Origin of the sequence: Leptospira harrisiae (assembly GCF_002811945.1) — a bacterium.
Lineage (GTDB): Bacteria > Spirochaetota > Leptospiria > Leptospirales > Leptospiraceae > Leptospira_A > Leptospira_A harrisiae.
This window is the reverse complement of the sequence record NZ_NPDX01000001.1, coordinates 661,712-677,823: the sequence shown is the minus strand read 5'-3', so window position 1 is coordinate 677,823 and position 16,112 is coordinate 661,712. Positions and strand designations below refer to the sequence as shown.

The following is a 16,112-nucleotide window of genomic DNA, read 5'->3' as shown; positions in this document are numbered from 1 at the left end:
GTTTACTGTAGTGCTTTGATTTGCCGAATGCGATTTTGTTTGTCTGCCGAATCCCAAGCTGCATTCGAGAAGGATTCCACTTTATAATATTTTGTTTTGTATTCGTCCTTGTATGGGACAACAAGCTCACGATCTGGTTCTGTTGTTTTTGCAGCTTGGATTTTTCTAAGTCCTTCTGCACCTTGGTTGAACCATTCTGGATCAATTGGTAAATTGACACGATGTCCACGGAATGAAGTCGCCAAATAAGGTCCGTCTAAATCTTTATCACGAAGGATCTTTCCAAAAAAAGTAAATTCAACTTCATTGGAACCAGAAACTAAATCACCGTCGTACACAGCGTAAGCGATGTATTCACCATTTTTTTCGTCTTTTAAATTAGCTTCTAAATGGTATTTTCCTTTTTTATAAACATTCACAACTGCACGGACAATGAGCGATCCATCTTGTAAAGAGTCAGAGAACACTCCGTTAAATTCTGCGGGAATCGATGGACTAGAAAAGAAACTAGAAGTGAGAGTGGTTTTTAAATTCTCGGGCCCATAAGTAATTTCCGCAACAAGAGACATTTGCCCCCAATCACCCTTTTGTGGTTTCCATGAAAAAGTAAAAATATTATCGCCTCTCGTTTGGTCTCCATCTGTTCCACTATCATTTACAGAAGCACTCACGACGCCGAATCTTTGTCCTTCCCATTCTTTAAAAACTTGGTGAGAATCAATGGAAACTTTCACTCGGTTTCTAGCTTTATCACGACATTCTAATGTTACATACATCATGTCTTTGTTTCCAATCACTGCCCAAGTTTTGGGTTGGAACAAACATACGTAACCAGTAGGTTCGTTCGTTTTTGGATCAATAGAATAATCTGGAGAAGTTTCAATGATGAATGGGAAAGCCAAATCATGATTAAGGATGGACATCGGTCTTGAGAATGGAGGGTATTCAGCCCATTCTAAATACTTTTCTAAAATGTATTCGGGAGTGGCACCATCATCAGGAACCCCACCGGATCCATCAGAACCACTTCCAGAACCGTCATCACCTTGCGTCGGATCAGAGTTACTTGCCATCCTTTCTTGTCTGGCTTTCTCTCTAGCATCTTGATCAGAACCAACATTATCCTTAAATAAAAAGAAGATAAGGCCAATCACAACCAATATAACAACTGCTAGATACACACCGTATCTACGAATTAAATCCATACGCTCCCATCCTTTTGTTTTATAAAACGGATAAGAGCCTTGTCGGTTTTAAAACTATGTAAAGTAAAATTTAGATAGAAAGAAGACTCGCAACGGTTTCAGAAATCAAACTTTGTGAAGGAAAGGGCATCGATTTCCATTCTTCATAGTAACGGTACACCGATCGTGAATACTCTGGAATGCCTCCAAATCGTTTATAACCGCCAAGACCCGCATTATAAGATAACAAGGCAGCATCTAATGAATCAGTGCGTTCCATCAGGTAATTCAAATAAAGAACACCTATATACAAATTAGTTTCCGGATCGTATAAGTCTTTTTCAGAAGAAAAAGGAATTCCTTCTTTTTCTGCCAACCACTTCGCTGTCGCTGGCATCACTTGCATGAGGCCAAGAGCTCCTTTATGAGATTTGGCACGTTTGTGGAATTGCGATTCTGTCTGCACAAGGCCTACTAAAAATCCCAATTTATCATAACGTTCCTGTTTGTTTCCTACTGGTAAACGAAGGTTGAGGGAAGCATTTTCCATCGCCGAAACCAATTCTAATCTTTCCTTAGAAGAAAGATTCGGCCGGTACTTTGCAATGTAGACCTCCAATTTCCTTTTGGAAGACTCATTTCGAACAGATAAACCAGCAGAACTGATCTTTCCATATGATTCCGTTAGAAAAATGAGAAGGAGGAAACTGGTTCCTAAGATTTGGGTGAGTGAGTTACTTTTTCGCATTGGGTCCTCTTTTAACAGACTTTCATTTGTGCATCGCACAATAAGTCCATATTTCCGCAAGTCCCTCGGCCGGCAAGACCAATTTTGTGCGACGCACCATGGGAATTCTTTGTGAGAAACGAAATGCTTGCCGAAAGTCAATTGCCAGGGATTCCTGGATTGGCTTGGCACCCTTACTGAATCTTTATAGTTTCTTCTATTTTGGACTCTGTTTAGTGAGTGGGATTGCCTTTGTCTACTTTATGTCTCGAAAGGAGGATTTGACTCCGACTTTCCAGGGCCTTCTCATCCCCCTTTTCTGCCTTTTTTTCTGGTCAGTGGCCTGGTCCATTTGTAATTCCTTTGTTGCACCTTGGACCGCATACGTATTCGTATTTTTGAAAAATCCAGTCATATTGATTTTGGGTGTTGCTTCTTCTAACTTGGCATTTGGGTTTCAGGAAAATAGTTTTCCACGTTGGAAAAAATGGAGCCTTCGCATCCACACAGTTTTGGCTTTTCTAGCAATCCTTTCCAATGGAATCGGCTTTTTTTTCAGAGAGGTCCATTTTGATCCCAAAATGGAATTCTATGTTCCCAACCAACATTCCTCTTCACCTCTGGTTCAACTTTCTATCGTGTCCATTGCAGGCGTTTTATGTTTGATTTTTGGAAATACAATCATTGCGCTTCTTGCTAAGTATCTAAAGTTTCAAGGGATACAAAAAAGAAACACAGGTGGATTTCTACTAGCCATCCTAGGGATTCTTTCATTGGCGTTTGCTGACATTCTTGTGGATCTAAATTATTTTAGTAAACCCACATTTCTTTTTTTACTGACCAACCTAACAATCATTATCATGACTATTCTTGTTTTGGTTTCACTCAACCAAGAAACGATTCCGTCTACTGTCGGATTCAAAATCATGACATTCAATTTAACAGTTTTATATTTGATCCTATCCATTGTTGCCAATTTTTTATTCAATCGATTCCGCGTAGATTTCCAAAATGAAATGAGTCGTGAAAAACATAGCATCAAAACACAACTGGATTTAGGTTCAAAGTATCCTTTTGTTTATCTTTCTGAATTAGTGGTTGATATTCAGGATCAAAACTTCCGAATCAATAAATCTAATTTCACTTTAGATTCAATCAAACAAGTAAAAACCAGGCCAGCGACTTTTGAATCCTTTCAATTGGAATCTTTTTCCCAAGACCCAAGTGGTATTTATTGGACATCTGACTTTCATGCCAAAAACCATCATTTTTTAATCGCAATCCCTTATATTGAATACAGAAACATGGTACACCAAACAGTAGTTTGGCTAATTGTAACTTTATTGTTTTCTCTTTTTACTATCTTTATGTTGTACCCCGTTTTGCACAAAACAAGTATTGTTTATCCGTTAACAAGATTACTTGCTGGAATAAGAAAAATGCATTCGGGCGATTTGTTTGTTACTGTCAAAGTATCAAGCAGAGATGAAATTGGTGAGTTATCCAATAGTTTCAATGAAATGATTTCCATTGTTCGGGATGCTAGACTTCAGTTAGAACAAAAAATTGAAGAACGTACTGAATCATTAAATCAAACCATCTTAGAGCTTCGCGAAACCCAAGAACAACTTTTACAAGCGGAACGAATGTCAACTCTTGGAAAAATTGCAGCCAGCGTCGCACATGAAATCAACAACCCACTAGCAGCCATTAAAGGTAGTATTCAGTTCATTAAAGACGGACAAACCAATATCATCGGTTTGGAGAAATCGGAGAACACATTTTTGGCAGAAAAATTTCTGGAAGAATTTAAAACGCAAAAACGTTCTGAAGTTACATCCAGGTTCAAAAGAAAAAAAGAACTCATTGCCTATTTTAAATCCAAGTCAATTCCCGATCCGATCTCCCTAGCTGATACTTGTTTCGATTTTAAAATTGAAACCATTCCAGATGAGTATCAAAAGTTATTTGAGACAGAAGATGGACGAAACACATTTCAATCCAAACTCAACGACTTTGTCATTGGGTTTCATTTGGGAATTATAGAAACAGCTGTGGAACGCGCTTCTAAAATTGTTTTTGCTTTAAAACACCATTCTTATTCTGGCCCCAAAGAATCCCAAAAATTTCTTTCACTCAAAGAAGGGATTGATTCGGTTCTTTCTATGTATTCCACCAGTTGGAAACAAAACATTGAGATCGATTGGAAAATTATGGGAGACCCCGTGGTTCTTGGTCATGCCGATGAACTCGTACAAGTTTGGACAAACCTTATCTACAATTCCATCCAAGCCTGCCCAAAAGAAGGAGGTGTCATTCGGATTCTTCTGAAGGAAGAAGGGCCAGATGCTCTCATTACCATTGAAGACAACGGAAAAGGGATCCCTTCAGACATCCTTCCCCGCATCTTTGAACCTTTTTTTACCACGAAAGAGCTGGGAATGGGGACGGGACTTGGGCTCTCTATTGTCCAAAAAATCATCCAAAACCACAACGGAAACATCCAAGTCGAAAGTAAGCCCGGCAAAACTCTCTTCACCATCCGCATTCCCCTAGCAAAATCCTAGGAACCACTCCTAAGGATTGTCAGAGAAACCCTGACAATGGCAAATTTATGTTAAAATTTTGTCTAAATTTGGAAAAAAATTTCTTGTCAATCTTTTGCCAAACTTATAGAACAATGGGAACATACCTTCGGAAACAGGAAAACAAAATGCGAACCATACTAGCAACTCTCACGGCATTTCTCTTAGCGGGATCCCTAAGCGCCCAAACTTACACAGTCTTCATACATGGAAAATCAGACAAAAACCATAACGGTGTCGGAACTACTGACGTAAACAGCTACTGGGGTTCCTCAGTCAATTCTGTTGGCGGAACCAGAATTTTTATCGGTTACGATGGAACAAGCGATCCAAGATCTTATGGATCTTCTCGTGCACAAACGAATATCGCTACTGGACTCACAAACTACTGCAAAGGATCTAACTCTTGTAAGATTGTTTGCCACTCGGCTGGATGTTACGCTATCGAATATTGGTTGTCTAACCTTGGTTCGACTGCATCAGCAAAAGGATTCAATCTCACAAAAGTAACTGCACTTGCTGCGGCTTCTGGTGGGTCCGAACTTGCAAATGCTCTCAACGGAATTACTTTTGGATTTGGTGGAAATGCGATGGACAAATCGCTCATCGTTACCACAGCTCGTGGTGCCTTCAATCATAACAATACAGCTGGTGTTGCTGTAAACCACGTCCCTGGTTACAAAGGTATGTTTGGTGCTTCACTCATTCTTCCTGGAGAAGATGATTATGCTGTTGCTTATCACTCTTCTTGTGGATATAACAGAACAGGTGGCTTAAATAAATGCCAATCTTCTCTCACTCAGTATGAAGGTCTTTGGCCATTTGGATCCAACAAAACTTACAACCAATACAGTGGACACTACCGTGCTCCTTCTGTTTCTTCAACAGGACTTTATCTAGACCACGGACAAATCAAAACCGAGGGCTGGAGATAAGTTTTTTAGGTATCATTTAAAGATAGGAAAAGGAAAAAAGAGATGCGTAGCTCAATCACAACAATACTTGCGATGCTGTTTGCAGGATCGCTCAGTGCCCAAACTTACACTGTGTTCATTCACGGTAAGTCAGACAAAAACCACAACGGTGTGGGAACAACAGATGTAAACGGATACTGGGGATCTTCCACTAACTCCGTTTCTGGATCTAAAATTTTCATCGGTTACGATGGAACTTCTGATCCTAGAAATTACGGAACTGCCCGTGCACAAACTAACATTGCTACAGGACTGACTAACTATTGCAAAGGATCTAACTCTTGCAAAATCGTTTGTCACTCTGCTGGTTGTTATGCAATTGAGTATTGGTTGTCTAACCTTGGTTCTACGGCATCCTCAAAAGGGTTTAATCTTACAAAAGTAACTGCACTTGCTGCGGCTTCTGGTGGATCGGAACTTGCTTCTGCTCTGAACGGAATCACTTTTGGCTTTGGTGGGAACGCAATGGATAAGTCTCTGATTGTTGGAACAGCACGTGGTGCATTCAATCACAACAACACTGCTGGAGTTGCGGTAAACCACGTTCCTGGTTACAAAGGGATGTTTGGTGCTTCTGCGATCCTCCCAGGCGAGGATGACTATGCAGTGGCATACCACTCTTCTTGTGGTTACAACAAAGCAGGTGGACTTAACAAATGCCAATCTTCTCTCACACAAAGTGAAGGAATCTGGCCTTTCAATTCCAACGTTACTTACACACAATACAGCGGACACTACCGTGCTCCTTCTGTAACTGCTACTGGACTTTACCTAGACCACAGTGAAATCAAATCAGAAGGATATCGGTAAATCGCCGAAACTCCCACTCTTCTCTTAAAAAAGAGAAAAGGATAAGGTCAGCCAAACGGCTGGCCTTTTTTTTGCCCCAATCATATATAATTTGACATATTTGACTTATTTATGGAATTTGTGTCGTAATATAGAAAATCAGGAAAGGGAAAAAAAAATGCGAAGAACCATCACCACTGTACTTGCGATGCTGTTTGCGGGGTCGCTCAGTGCACAAACATACACCGTGTTCATTCACGGAAAATCAGACAAAAACCACAACGGTGTGGGGACAACAGACGTAAATTCGTATTGGGGAACCTCTGCGAATACAGTTTCTGGATCTAAAATTTTCATCGGTTATGATGGAACTTCCGATCCTAGAACTTACGGAACTGCCCGCGCACAAACAAACATTGCGACAGGTCTCACAAACTATTGCAAAGGCTCTAACTCTTGCAAAATCGTTTGTCACTCTGCAGGATGTTATGCGATTGAATTTTGGTTGTCAAACCTTGGTTCGACCGCATCAGCAAAAGGTTTCAATCTCACAAAAGTAACAGCACTTGCTGCAGCTTCTGGTGGATCGGAACTAGCTTCTGCACTCAATGGAGTTACTTTTGGATTTGCAGGAAATGCGATGGACAAGTCTCTTATCGTATCCACTGCTCGCGGTGCATTCAATCACAACAACACAGGTGGAATTCAGATCAACCATGTCCCTGGTTACAAAGGTGCATTTGGAGCTTCTGCCATCCTACCTGGAGAAGATGACTATGCAGTGGCATACCATTCTTCTTGTGGATACAACCGCGCTGGTGGACTTGATAAATGCCAATCTTCTATTGTGAGTGGTAGCACTACATACACACAATACACTGGCCATTTAAGAGCACCGTCTCTAACAGCGACTGGATTGTATTTGAACCATAGTGAACTCAAAAGCGAGGGAACTCGTTAATTCGTCTGATAAAAAACCCTTTGGTTTCCATCCAAAGGGTTTTCATTGAGAGGCTGAATGAAATTTCAGCCTTTTTTATTTTAATAAAATGATTTATTCTTAGTTTACCCGTGTTTAATCACACCCTGTCTTGATTTTCCAATCAACCAATAATACATTACAGGCACTGCAAATCGACTGAGGACGGTAGCGGCAATTTCACCAAACATAAGTGAGATGGCGAGTCCTTGAAAGATTGGATCAAATAACATAACGAAGGATCCAACCACCACTGCAGAGGCAGTCAGTAACATGGGTCTAAAACGAACTACTCCTGCATGGACTACGGCTTCTTTGAGTTCTACACCTTTTTTAATTTCGCCTTCGATAAAATCTACTAGAATGATAGAGTTTCGAACGATAATCCCAGCACCTGCAATAAATCCAATCATAGAAGTTGCTGTAAAATAAGCTCCCATCACAAAGTGACCAGGTAAAATCCCAATCAGAGAAATAGGAATCGGAGCCATGATCACCAGTGGGACAGTATAACTTTTAAACCAACCTAAAACCAAAACATAAATGAGTAAAATCACTACAGCAAAGGCACCACCAAGATCACGGAACACTTCATAGGTGATAAACCATTCCCCATCCCACTTAATCACTGGTTTTGTAGTATTCCAAGGAACATCTGCAGTTTGTGTTTCATATTTAATCTTTGGCGCAAGTTTTAGCATTCCATATACGGGAGCTTCTTCTGCACCAGATAGTTCACTCATCACATAGTTAACTGGTTTTAAATTTTTACGAAAGAGCGCTCGGTCTTCTTCTTTGTAAACATTTCCCAATACTCGTTCTGAAGATACCACACCCGATTCCATTGACATGATATTTTGATTTTGGAATGGATTTTTAGACCCTCGTGCATTTTGTATCACAGAAAGATTCACTGATACTTCCTCCGGTTCTTCCGCAGTGGCCAAACTAACAAGAGGTGATTCTGAGAAAAGAATGGAGCCTGTGTAAGCCAGGGCAGAAGTTTTGATTCCAAATAACCCCGACTTTTCAAAGTCGATTGGATATACCAGTTTGGGACGACCATTTCGCAGAGAAGTATCCAAATCCACAACACTTGGTTCTGCACTAAAAACATCATAAATTTCTTCTGCAACACGTTTTCTTTCGAGCGCTGTTGGCCCGTAAACTTCTGCAACCATAGTTGCCATCACGGGAGGTCCTGGAGGGATTTCCAACACTTTAGTCACAACATGGTAACGTTCACCAAACATACGTATATCGGATCGTAAAGCTTCAATGATCTCATGGCTTGATTCTTTCCTTTCATTTTTGTTTTTCAAAATGACCTGCAAATCATTCATGGAATCGAGATTACGAAGAAAGGAATGTTTTACCATTCCCGAAAAAGAAAACGGTGCTGCTTCTCCTGCAAAAATTTGAATTTTTTCCACATTGGGATTTTTCAAAAGAATTTTTGTTAACTCTTCAGAATGAACCATACTTTGTCTGAGTGTAGTTTCTGGCTGATAATCTAACAATACTTGAAACTCTTCTTTATTGTCAAAAGGTAACATCTTTACCTTTACCCACTTAAATCCAACAAAAGCCATTGAAACAATCAGCAAACCAATGGTAACTGCACCAAATATGGCTGCGTTCTTTTTGAATCCAAGTAACCAATTCATAAAGCGAATATAAATGCGATCCAGTTTAGAAATTTTATCTTCGCCAGATTCACTCTCTGAATGGGAATGATTTTCTTTTAGTAACCTAATCGACGCCCAAGGAGTGATTACAAAGGCAACAATCAAAGAGAGGATCATCGCAAGGCTTGCACCCACAGGAATTGGTTTCATATAAGGACCCATGAGTCCTCGAACAAAGGCCATTGGTAATATAGCAGCAATCACAGTAAAAGTGGCAAGGATGGTAGGATTTCCTACTTCCGATACTGCAACAAGTGTTGCACGGATGATTCCTAACTTTGGATTTTCTTCTAAATGTCTTTCTATGTTTTCTACCACTACGATGGCATCATCTACTAAAATTCCTATGGAAAAAATCAAAGCAAATAATGTCACTCGGTTGAGTGTGTATCCAAGGAAATAATAAATGGCCAAAGTAAGAGCTAATGTCACTGGAATGGCAATGGCAACTACAAGAGCAGACCGCCACCCCATCCAAAGCGCAATGAGAACCGTAACAGAAATTGTGGCAATCAAGAGATGTTCAATGAGCTCATGTGATTTATCTTCTGCTGTACTTCCATAATCTCTGATTACACTCAAACGAATTTCTTTTGGCAGATCCTTTTGAAATAAGTTAGCCCTTTCTAATAAATCCTTAGATAAATTAACAACGTTTGTACCTTTACGTTTAGCAAAAACAATGGTGACTGCATTTCGTTTTCCTTCACCCAGTGATTTATCATATAAAGCTGAGGACCTTGTTCTTTCTTCTGGACCTTCTTCAACGACTGCAAGGTCTTGGATGCGAACAACACGTCCTCCCCTTTGTGCTACCGGAAGTCGTTTAACATCAGAAGTTCTCTTTAACACACCGCCAACTTCCATATCATATACAGAATCAGAAGACCAATTTTTTCCCGCAGGAATTAAGGCATCGTTTTGTTTTAAACTTTCAGCAACCTCAATTGCAGTAACTCCATAACGATTAAGGAGGTTTGGATCTACTTTCACACGAACTACTTTCTTTAAACCACCTAACATTTGTACTGATGCTAAATCTGGCGTCGAAGAAAGTTCTCGCGCCAAAGGTGCGACAAGTTGGCGCAAAGTATAATCATCCAATGTTTCTGAACTAAAACTCAAAGCTAAGAACGGAACATCATCAATGGAATAGGATTTTACCATAGGACTTTCTGTGTTTTTTGGGAGTGAACTCTTTAACTCCATCAACTTATGATGAATTTTTACTAGAGATGGCTCAATGGGTTCTCCCACTTTAAATCGCACAGTAATATAACTTCCATGCCATTTACTTGTGGAATAAACATATTCAACTCCTTCCAAACCCCAAACTGCACGTTCAACTACCTCAGTGACTTTTCGTTCCGTTTCTTCCGGAGAGAACCCCGGAGAAGGAATTTGAATATCAATCATGGGGACTGAAATTTGAGGTTCTTCTTCTTTTGGAGTTAAATAAACTGCAAAAAGGCCCAATGCCAAACTTGCAATTGCGATCACTGGCGTAAGACGAGAATGCAAAAAAGTTTCTGCAAGTCGTCCAGCAAATCCTTTTTTAATTTCTTCCAATGGATTCATTTGATTCTTCCTTATTTGAAAATAACGACGTTTCTGTTCTTACTTGCAAAACAGCGATTTCTGTTTCCATCAGAACTCGAGATAATTCTAAAGACTTATTTAAGGTTTCTGCAAATTGAATGGCGTTGATTGCTCCACTTTGAAAGAGTCTTTGCATATTCACAATTTGTTCGTCTTGGTACTTCACAGTTTCTTTTACCAACTCAAGACTTTCATTGAGTGAAATTTCTTTTTGAAAAAGAGTTTTTACATGTGATTCCTCTTCTTTTGTTTTTTCCTGAATTTTTTTTAGGGCAGCTTCTGCATTGAGTTTGGATTCTTCTACCACACCCATATCTTTTGGATTATAAAGGTTCATTTGTAGATACACACCTGCTTGGTAGGCATTGGTTGTATTACGACTCCCTTGGTATCCATATGCTTCAGAATAGGCACCTACCTTAGGTAAAAATTTCGCCATTTCCATATCCGCTTTCAGTTTTTCTCCTTCTGCGTATTTGATCTGTGCATTCATTTGATTTGATCTTTCATATCCAGAAGGACGTTTAAAATAAGTGTCTAAAAAAACATTTAAATCAGATTCGATAATCTCTATTTCGGAAGATGGGAGGTCAGAGAGAACATATAATGTTTCTTTATAATCGTTGATCTGTAGATCTGATTGTTTTTCTAGAATGGTAATTTGATTTTTTATAGATTTTAATGCAAGATAACCTGCATAACCAACAGGGTTTCCTTTATTACCAAGTGAATAGTTTGATTGAAATTTCGATTCAATTTTTTTAATCTGTTCCAACCTACGTTTGTATTCATTTAATGATTGTATGGCTCTATAATAAAATCCTGTCTGAGCAAATTCTCTATCACGGACGGCTAACCATTCAAACTTAAGTCCGACAGATCTTTTTTCATTCATTGCTGAGAGGGTTTTTCCCGATCCTCCTTCAAATAAAGGTAAATCCATTCCGAGTGTTCCTCGCGAATATGTATGACTGCCTGGATTATTAAGAGTATCTTTTGCAAAAAGATTCATTGTATCGGAATTTAGTGTCGAATAAGGTTGGTTATTCGAATCTAAAAAGTTTCCTGGCCTATACCTCGTGGATGCGGTGGAAAAATCTGAATCAGTAGCACTTCGTTGGCTCAGTTTTCCCATAAAATTCAATGTAGGATCGTTTGTTTGGAATGTACGTAAATCGGTATAAACTCTGGGTAACCAATGTTTGTCGGACCTATCCTTGGCAATTTCTCCTGCTTTCCATTCCAAATACTTTGATTTTCTAGCCGAAGAATTTTCTTCAATTCGTTTCCACAAATCATTAAAACCGACGGTCTCTGCGAAGAGAGCCATCGGACCAATCAAAAGCAAAAAGCTAATGATAGATTTCATTGTTTAATCCCTAACCTTTGGTTCAAAACCAAGTTTGTTCAAAAGAATTGCCATAGGACAAAAACCGATGGTTGAAAAAACAACCAAGTTTACACCCACAAGCAGATTCAATAAATACCACCAAGGAGAAATAAAGGTACCAAGTGACACCCCTACTAAACTGAACAGTCCAGCGATGAAATACACCACTCGTTCCAAATACCAAGTTTTTGTTGAAGCAAGAAACATTACCATACCCCCTATAGTATACAGCGATTTAATCCATATATACCCCATGGGGTATATATGGCAAGATTATTTATAAATTTGGGAGGAAGGTTACGATTGGTTTAGAGGGAAAATGCGGCAGTAATGGCTTTTTTTACGTCTGTTTCGATGTTCTGAACTGACTTTTTTTCTTTAAAGCAGGTATCCATGTATTCGTGGATATAGGCCTCACCAAATTTTTTCATAGCTTGGTGTGCAGCTTTTAGGAGTAAAATGGCTTTTTCGCAGTCTTTTTCTTCCGTTGTGATTGTATTCTTGATTGCTTCCAGCTGTCCCTGGATTCGATTGATACGGTGGATCAGTTTTGTTTGGTTTTCCGAAAGGCTCATACTACATACCCGGCAGGGTATAAGAATCGATCAAGCAAAAAATGACACCCTTCCCATTCTCTAAATCTCCAGTCACAGTCCTTCCCCAGTCGCCTCCCTTTTACCTTTCCAATTTCGGGTATTGGGAAGGAGAAACTTCTTATGAAACAGCAGGACTTAGATTTGTATCTGAATTCACAAACCGTTGCCAATTAACAAAGAAAAAGAAAATTTTAGAAGTGGGTTCGGGGCTTGGAGGTAGTTTGGTTTACTTAGCAAAGAAATATGATCCTGAAAAATTATCTGCCATCAATTTACCTGGAGAACAATCAGATTTCGCTAAACAGTTGTTTTCCGATAACCATATATTAATTTCTCCATTTTTAGAAGGTAGTTGGGAAAAAATAAAAACTTTTGATGATTGTATTTTCCAATATGTTTTTTCATTAGATGCTTCGTATCATTTTGAAAACTTGTATGCATTCTATTCTGAGTGTTATCGGGTTTTAGAACCTGGTGGCAGATTGGCATTTACTCATTTTCAGATCACCCAAAAGAAATTTAAAAAATTTTGGTGGTTGTATCTACCTTTTCTCATCCCAAAAGGAAATTTAAAACCAATGGAAGAAACAATTGCAGAATTAAAATCTATTGGTTTCAAACAGATTAAAAATGAAGACTGGACCAAACCAGTTCTCCACGGATTTATCAAATACTCGGAAAGTTTACCTGCCTCGTTAAGAGCATTCGGAAACCTATTGAATTGGTTTACTAAATATTTTTATCTTAGTTACCATTATTATGTTTTTGAAAAATAGTTAACATATTTTTCATTTTTGAATCAAATCATCTATACTTTGATTGAGTAATTGAGAAGCAACGAGTAGTGATGATTTTGCACCAGCCTCCAGAAGAGGAATCCCATAAAGAGAATAAGATCCACACAACCAAAGGTTACGTTTTGGTTCAGCATGAAAGGCTGCGATTCTTTGAATGGCTTTAGCTGTACGTTCGTCCATGACTGGTCTTTCAAACTTAGCGATCTTTAAAGTATCCACTTCTTTGGGGAGTTTGTGCGGATTCCATGTTTGAAATATTTTTTTTCCTTTTAACTCTGGAATGATCCTACCTAAGTCCAAAGTTACTTCTGGTTTATCAAAACCATCTCTGATCTTAAAAATTAATGATACATTCGAATTTTGGAAATAGGATTCATCCGTATGTAATACAACATCGCTGGATTCATAACGGAATTCACCCAGAATTTCTTTTTCTAGTTCGAAACCAACACCGAGAAGGTCTTTTCCTTGATTTGCTTGCGTAGAAAGAATGACATGATCAAATTCAATTTCTTCATTAGCAAATTGAATGAAAGTTTTGTCTGCTTTTTTATATATTCTCTGGATACCAGCGTTGAGAGTTACATTATTTAAATCTTTTGTGAGTCGATTGACAACATCTCTTGTTCCCAAACTTGCCGTTTCTTGTGGAGTATATGAATATCCACGTGAATGGTAACCGATAATTGTTTCGGCAGGATACGCTCCTACAGTTTCTGTTTTACAAGTGTTGACAAGTGCAAATGTTGGGAGAAGGAATTCGTATATAAATTCTTCAGAATATCTGTATTTAATAAGAAAATCCAATATCGATATGTTTTGACTTTCTTGTTTCCAATCTTCTTTAGCATTGGCATAAAACTTAAGTAAGTCGGAGAATATTCTACGCCCTTTTTTGGATACAATGGAATCCAAGGTTGGAACACCAAACGGAATTCCAAAAATTTGATGAGACCGAAATCCGAAAATTGGATCCTCATTGGATTCTACTCGAAAGGAATAATCTACTGGTCTTGTTTTTATCCCCGCTTTATCATAAACCTGAAAAAGAGTAGGATAATAATCACGTTTGATAGTTCGAAATGGAATATCAAATTCCACTTCTCCACCATTCACCATTTGTTTGGCACCGAAGGCAGCCATTCCAATTTCTGGATGTTTTTCAAACAATGTTACATCTTTAAATTTACGAATGGCCCAAGCGGCAGTTAGTCCAGCTATCCCAGAACCAACAACTGCAATCACTTCATACTTCCTGTTTTCAAAAATTGTACATGCCAAGAAAGTGCTTTTTCTAGGTCGTGTGGTGTATGTTTTCCTTTTGATACGCGGAGTGCGTTTTCATAATATTCGCGAAGTTTATCACGATAAATTGGATGAGCACAATTATTGATAATGAGTTCAGCTCTTTTTTTAGGAGGGCAACCGCGAAGGTCAGCTAACCCCTGCTCGGTTACAAATATCATTGTGGAGTGTTCATTATGATCTGTATGCGACACCATCGGTACAACCGCCGATATATTTCCTTCTTTTGCAAGAGATGGAGTCATAAAAATACATAAATGAGAATTTCTAGTAAAATCTCCAGATCCACCTATTCCATTCATCATCGAAGTTCCCATCACATGGGTTGAATTTACATTTCCATATATATCAACTTCGATTGCTGTATTCATTGCAATGAGGCCCATACGCCGGATCACTTCGGGGTGGTTGGATATTTCTTGTGGTCGAATGACAAATTTGGATTTCCATTCTGAAATGTTATTATGGAATCTTTTTAAACCTGCTTCAGAAAAAGTTAATGCAGAAGTAGATGCAATGTCTAATTTTCCTGCATCAATTAAATCAAATACAGAGTCCTGAACCACCTCAGTATACATTTGAATTGAATGGAAATTTGGATCTTTGGCCATACTAGCGAGAACTGCGTTTGCAATATTTCCTACCCCATTTTGAAACGGAAGATACTCTTTTGGAATTCTTCCTTTTTTTATTTCATGTTGGATAAAAGACAAAACATGAGCCGCAATGTTTTGGCAGTCTTCGTCGGGAGTTTTAAAAACCGTTGCTGCATCTGGTTTGTTTGAACGTACAATCCCTTTGATTTTATCGGGAGGTACTTGGATGTAAGGTAAACCAATCCTATCACCTGGTGTCAGTATATTGATCGGAAGTCCCTTTTCGTGATGGTTTGGTAGATAAATATCGTGGTAACCTTTTAATTCTAGGGGGTGTGTATCGGTTAACTCTATATAAATGGATTCCGCATTACGAATATAAGTTGCACTCATACCGGATGAAGTAGACAGATAAATTTTTCCATCGGCGGTAACGTCAATTGCTTCAACAATAGCGACATCGATTTTTGGTAATATCCCATGCTCAATGTATTTTACGACATGTGATAAGTGCATATCGATGAAGTCAGTTTCGCCTTGATTGATGAGATTGCGAAGATGGGAATTGGATTGGTAAGGAATTCTTAGTTTTAAGGCACCAGTTCTTGCCAAAGCACCATCCAATTCCTCACCTGTGGAGGCACCGGCATATAAGTTAATCGAAAACTCTTTGCCTAATTTTTTTTCATCTTCAATTCTTTTGGCAAAGGCAACGGGAATGAGTTTTGGGTATCCAGCAGGAGTAAAACCGGAACAGCCTAAGGTGACCTGTTGGGGTAGGAGCGCTGCCACTTCTTCTGCAGTTTTTAATTTTTGTTCAATTAATGAATTTGTAACGGCCATAAATGTAAAATCTCTTCTATGACCAAAGATAAAGAGATTGCTTAAAAATAAAAAGTCCAA

13 protein-coding genes are annotated in these 16,112 nt (G+C 38.8%); 5 read left to right on the top strand and 8 right to left on the bottom strand.

Annotated elements, in window-relative coordinates:
• Positions 1-2: 2 nt before the first annotated feature.
• Positions 3-1,205, bottom strand: coding sequence for a hypothetical protein (locus CH364_RS03190; protein WP_100742180.1), 1,203 nt, complete (start codon positions 1,203-1,205; stop codon positions 3-5).
• Positions 1,206-1,275: 70 nt separating this feature from the next.
• Entirely contained in the window at positions 1,276-1,932 is a 657-nt protein-coding gene (locus CH364_RS03185) for a lytic transglycosylase domain-containing protein (RefSeq protein WP_100742179.1), read from the bottom strand.
• 164 nt (positions 1,933-2,096) lie between these two features.
• Here CH364_RS03185 and CH364_RS03180 point away from each other — a divergent pair, with 164 nt between their 5' ends.
• The 4 genes from CH364_RS03180 (at position 2,097) to CH364_RS03165 (ending at position 7,220) form a co-directional block, all read left to right on the top strand.
• Positions 2,097-4,478, top strand: coding sequence for a HAMP domain-containing sensor histidine kinase (locus tag CH364_RS03180; RefSeq protein ID WP_100743372.1), 2,382 nt, complete (start codon positions 2,097-2,099; stop codon positions 4,476-4,478).
• A 146-nt stretch (positions 4,479-4,624) separates the two neighbouring features.
• A complete protein-coding gene (locus tag CH364_RS03175; RefSeq protein ID WP_100743371.1) occupies positions 4,625-5,431 on the top strand; it encodes a hypothetical protein in 807 nt (268 codons plus the stop codon).
• Between the two features lie 42 nt (positions 5,432-5,473).
• The gene (locus CH364_RS03170) at positions 5,474-6,280 is read left to right on the top strand and encodes a hypothetical protein (protein ID WP_100742178.1); all 807 of its coding nucleotides are present in this window, start codon (positions 5,474-5,476) and stop codon (positions 6,278-6,280) included.
• A gap of 157 nt (positions 6,281-6,437) precedes the next feature.
• Positions 6,438-7,220 (top strand): hypothetical protein, encoded by a 783-nt coding sequence (locus CH364_RS03165; protein WP_100742177.1) that lies wholly within the window; start codon positions 6,438-6,440, stop codon positions 7,218-7,220.
• Positions 7,221-7,324: 104 nt separating this feature from the next.
• On the opposite strand, the gene CH364_RS03160 is transcribed toward CH364_RS03165, so the two are convergent.
• The 4 genes from CH364_RS03160 to CH364_RS03145 form a co-directional block, all read right to left on the bottom strand.
• The gene (locus CH364_RS03160; RefSeq protein WP_100742176.1) at positions 7,325-10,504 is read right to left on the bottom strand and encodes an efflux RND transporter permease subunit; all 3,180 of its coding nucleotides are present in this window, start codon (positions 10,502-10,504) and stop codon (positions 7,325-7,327) included.
• Positions 10,482-11,894, bottom strand: coding sequence for a TolC family protein (locus tag CH364_RS03155; RefSeq protein ID WP_100742175.1), 1,413 nt, complete (start codon positions 11,892-11,894; stop codon positions 10,482-10,484). Before CH364_RS03155 ends, CH364_RS03160 begins: the two co-directional genes overlap by 23 nt.
• Positions 11,895-11,897: 3 nt before the next feature.
• On the bottom strand, positions 11,898-12,122 hold the full coding sequence (locus CH364_RS03150; protein ID WP_100742174.1) for a YgaP-like transmembrane domain: 225 nt from the start codon (positions 12,120-12,122) through the stop codon (positions 11,898-11,900).
• Between the two features lie 101 nt (positions 12,123-12,223).
• Positions 12,224-12,490 carry a metal-sensitive transcriptional regulator gene (locus CH364_RS03145; protein ID WP_004786149.1) on the bottom strand — a complete coding sequence of 89 codons (267 nt, stop codon included), beginning with the start codon at positions 12,488-12,490 and terminating at the stop codon, positions 12,224-12,226.
• Positions 12,491-12,531: 41 nt separating this feature from the next.
• Here CH364_RS03145 and CH364_RS03140 point away from each other — a divergent pair, with 41 nt between their 5' ends.
• Positions 12,532-13,287: an SAM-dependent methyltransferase gene (locus tag CH364_RS03140; RefSeq protein ID WP_100742173.1), complete on the top strand. Its 756-nt coding sequence runs from the start codon at positions 12,532-12,534 to the stop codon at positions 13,285-13,287.
• A gap of 12 nt (positions 13,288-13,299) precedes the next feature.
• On the opposite strand, the gene CH364_RS03135 is transcribed toward CH364_RS03140, so the two are convergent.
• Together CH364_RS03135 and CH364_RS03130 are read right to left on the bottom strand one after the other, a co-directional pair.
• The gene (locus CH364_RS03135; RefSeq protein WP_100743370.1) at positions 13,300-14,553 is read right to left on the bottom strand and encodes an FAD-dependent oxidoreductase; all 1,254 of its coding nucleotides are present in this window, start codon (positions 14,551-14,553) and stop codon (positions 13,300-13,302) included.
• A complete protein-coding gene (locus CH364_RS03130) occupies positions 14,550-16,052 on the bottom strand; it encodes a succinate CoA transferase (protein ID WP_100742172.1) in 1,503 nt (500 codons plus the stop codon). The genes CH364_RS03135 and CH364_RS03130 overlap by 4 nt, the downstream gene beginning before the upstream one ends.
• Positions 16,053-16,112: the final 60 nt, after the last annotated feature.